Origin of the sequence: Psychrobacter sp. (assembly GCF_036731945.1) — a bacterium.
In the GTDB taxonomy this organism is placed as follows: Bacteria; Pseudomonadota; Gammaproteobacteria; order Pseudomonadales; family Moraxellaceae; genus Psychrobacter.
The window spans coordinates 34,056-37,376 of sequence record NZ_DAINDI010000006.1; the positions used below are offsets into that span (position 1 = coordinate 34,056).

The following is a 3,321-nucleotide window of genomic DNA, read 5'->3' on the forward strand; positions in this document are numbered from 1 at the left end:
GCAAATGTTGTGGGATATGGCTCTAAAGCACCAACTTTATAGTTACCTTGTAGAAAATATTCATAAGGTTCAGAATTGTTTAATACACCAATGCGCAGGTTACTCAAATCATTCAATGATTTAATATTTAACGAATCATCTAAATAAACAAGACTAGTAGGAAGTGGTGCGTAGGCATCAGACAATAGATATTTATTAGCACGCTCGCTACTATAAGTAAGACCAGCTGCCACCATATCTCGACTTTTACTATCTAAATTATCGAACAAACCTTCCCAAGGATCATTGTAAACTTCAACTTTAAACCCTTGATTTTCACCAATATACTTCATCAGCTCTATATCAAAACCAGTTACATTCCCATATTCATCTTTAAACTCATAAGGCGCATAGTTGGCTTCAGTGCCTACCTTAACAGTTGGCGCTGTATCAGGTAATTTGCTGACAAATTCTTCTTTATTTTCTACCTCTGCTTTATTAGCCAAGCTAGTATCGCTTTGATTAGATGAATTTCCACACCCAAATAAACCCACACTCAGTATAATCGGTAAGATTTTATATAACTGTTTCATATTCTATCCTTAAGCCTTAACGTTATCCTACAAATAAGTGAAAAACAATTCTGTAGAATTAGATATAATTTCACAATTTTTATTTACATAAAGTTACGTTGGATGATAGTTTAGCAAAACTACTATTGCAACATTTATATTCGGCTATAGCGTACATATTTTTATATATGGCAACAAACGTATGTATAATGGCAGTTACGAGCAAGATTATGATCTAGAAAATAGGACAACAAATATTTGTCATAAATATAAATCTGAGAGGAATTATCAAAAGTACGAAGGTGAATTGAGAAAATAGCAGACATAAAAAAAGTATTCAGGCACTTGCAACGCTCTGAATACTTTTTTATGAAAACTAAATTTACATGAAATTTATCGGTTAATCACTCCGCAGTATCCAAATCCAAATCACGGTCTATCTGCCAAATTAAATATGCACCCAAACTCATCAAGACAAAGAGTGCAATACCTATTTTTAACACAGGATTAAGAGGGAATAAGTTTAATAATAAACCGCCAAAAATACCGACCGAAAACATCAACGAGCCTTGCAAAGCACTGGCCATACCCGCACGGCGTTTTTGAAAAGCAAGCGCAATGGCCGAGGCGTTTGGTTGCGTCAGACCCAAGCCCGCAATACAAAAGAAAATACAGGCTAAAACCAGCGGCAACCATGCATCCGTACCAAAGACTATACCGGTTACAAACAGCGCCGCCGCTGAGATGACCTGCATCATCGCGCCAAAACGTAGGATACTTAAGATACGAAAACGATTGGTCAGCCATTGATTCAGCTGGGTCAAACCTACAAACCCTGCTGCATTCATGCCAAATAGCCAACCAAAATGCGTGGCCGAGACACCATAAGTATCCATGATTAATTCAGAAGCTGAGCTGATATAGACAAACATCGCACCCATTAATAAGCCGCCACCAATCGCGGGATAATTAAAGGTTGGGTCTTTTAACAAATCCCAATATTGGCTGAGCACTTCTTTGGCAGGACGGACGTTACGGTTTTCTTCAGTCAAGGTTTCAAAAAAGAAAAACTTGGTCAGTAATAAATTTAACGCCCCAAAGGCGGCCAAAAACCAAAAAATAGAATGCCAACTAAAGAACTTTAAAAATAAAGCCCCAAGAGATGGCGCTAATATCGGCGCTAAGCCCATGACCAATATCATAATAGAAAAAGCTTTGGCGGTTTGTTTGGCTGTCAGGCGATCACGTATTGCTGCACGCGTCACAACCGCCCCCACGCACGCGCCGAGCGCCTGAAAGGTTCGACCGACGAACAATACGTATTCATTATCGGTCGTCGCACAGACAATCGAGGCAATCACATATAAAATCATACCCATATATAACGGTTTGACGCGACCGACGCGATCACTAAAAGGACCATAAAATAGCTGACCAAAAACCAGACCTAAGAAATAGGCTGGCACAGAGTTGGCCATAAACGCCGTCGATACGCCAAAATCCTCTGCCATAGATGGCAATGCTGGCAAATACATATCAATCGATAATGGCCCGACCGCTACAATAAGCCCAAGCATCATAATCCATGCAACGGGCAAATCAGCAGAGCGCACTCGGTCAGCAGCATTGGGTTTATTGGGCAGGGAGGGTTTTGGAGCAGACATAATGAGACCATATGATAGAGGAAGGATTATTTTATTATTGATACGTGGTTTGTTGGGTAATTTTAATCGACTTTTATTGCAAAACAAGCCTTTTAAAAATACTGTCTACAAACAAGCAGCAACGCAAACACAGCAACGTAAACAGATAAAAAAACAGATAGTGCTATATTGCACTATCTGCTTGTAATTCAATAGATGCTTGATGTGAATAAAATACTCCTATCTCATTCAAATACAGTTGCCAAATATGGCTGATTTTTTAACGGAATTGACGTTTGCCAAAAGCGGTACTGGCTTGCTTGGCTTTTCGAAGCGCCAGTTTACGGTTGCGACCAAACATCATTTTTAGTTGCCAAAATTTTTCTTTATATAGCGTCGTAGCTGGCTGGTCAAACATGGCATTAATAACGCGTTTGCTTGCCAGCACCGCATCGGGTGAGCGCTCAGCAAACTCGGCGGCAAGCTTTTGCGCCTGCTCGAGTGGCATTTCACTACAATGGCTGACCAAGCCAAGCGCTTGGCCTTCTTCGGCATCCACAGTACGCGCGGTCATTGCCAACTCCTTTAAGACATCAGCGCGTACGACGCCAAACCCTGATTGCGTTAAGCCCATGTCAGGAACTAGCCCCCACTTAGCTTCCATAATAGACAATTTACACTCAGGATGGCTAATACGCACATCACAAGCCAGCGCTAACTGTAAGCCCGCGCCAATACAATAGCCTTCTAAAACCGCAATCACTGGCACAGGCACTTCACGCCAAACCAAGCAGACGCGTTGGAATAGGCTTTGCCAAGGTTTAATAAGCTCCCATAGCGCAAACGCTTGGTTTTTAGGATGGTTTAAATCGCCCAAATCAATACCAGCACAAAACGTGCCTTCCGCGCCGTTAAGAATTACCGCGCGTACCGCTTTATCTTTACTGATACGCCCTGCGACCGCAATTAACTCTTGCACCACTTTAAAACTCATGGCGTTCTTTTTTTCCGGTCGATTAATGGTCACCGTGACTATATTATCAGTGGCGCTGACTTGTAATGTCTCATACTGGTAAGTGGCAATAGCGTGCATAATCATCCTTAATAATAAATAAAACAACTATAAT

Annotated in this window: 3 protein-coding genes; all 3 read right to left on the bottom strand. The window is 41.2% G+C overall.

Features of this window, described 5'->3' with window-relative positions:
- On the bottom strand, positions 1 to 572 hold a 572-nt coding region (locus V7D75_RS02240), incomplete at its 3' end, for a substrate-binding periplasmic protein (protein ID WP_333613236.1).
- A gap of 383 nt (positions 573 to 955) precedes the next feature.
- The gene (locus tag V7D75_RS02245) at positions 956 to 2,215 is read right to left on the bottom strand and encodes a multidrug effflux MFS transporter (RefSeq protein ID WP_102077342.1); all 1,260 of its coding nucleotides are present in this window, start codon (positions 2,213 to 2,215) and stop codon (positions 956 to 958) included.
- A gap of 259 nt (positions 2,216 to 2,474) precedes the next feature.
- Complete coding sequence (locus tag V7D75_RS02250; protein WP_333613237.1) at positions 2,475 to 3,287, bottom strand: crotonase/enoyl-CoA hydratase family protein; 813 nt, start codon at positions 3,285 to 3,287, stop codon at positions 2,475 to 2,477.
- Positions 3,288 to 3,321 lie beyond the last annotated feature (34 nt).

Bases quoted from the DNA above. Each gene is read 5' to 3' on its own strand.
- V7D75_RS02245 (WP_102077342.1), bottom strand. From the start codon at position 2,215: ATGTCTGCTCCAAAACCCTCCCTGCCCAATAAACCCAATGCTGCTGAC.
- V7D75_RS02250 (WP_333613237.1), bottom strand. From the start codon at position 3,287: ATGCACGCTATTGCCACTTACCAGTATGAGACATTACAAGTCAGCGCC.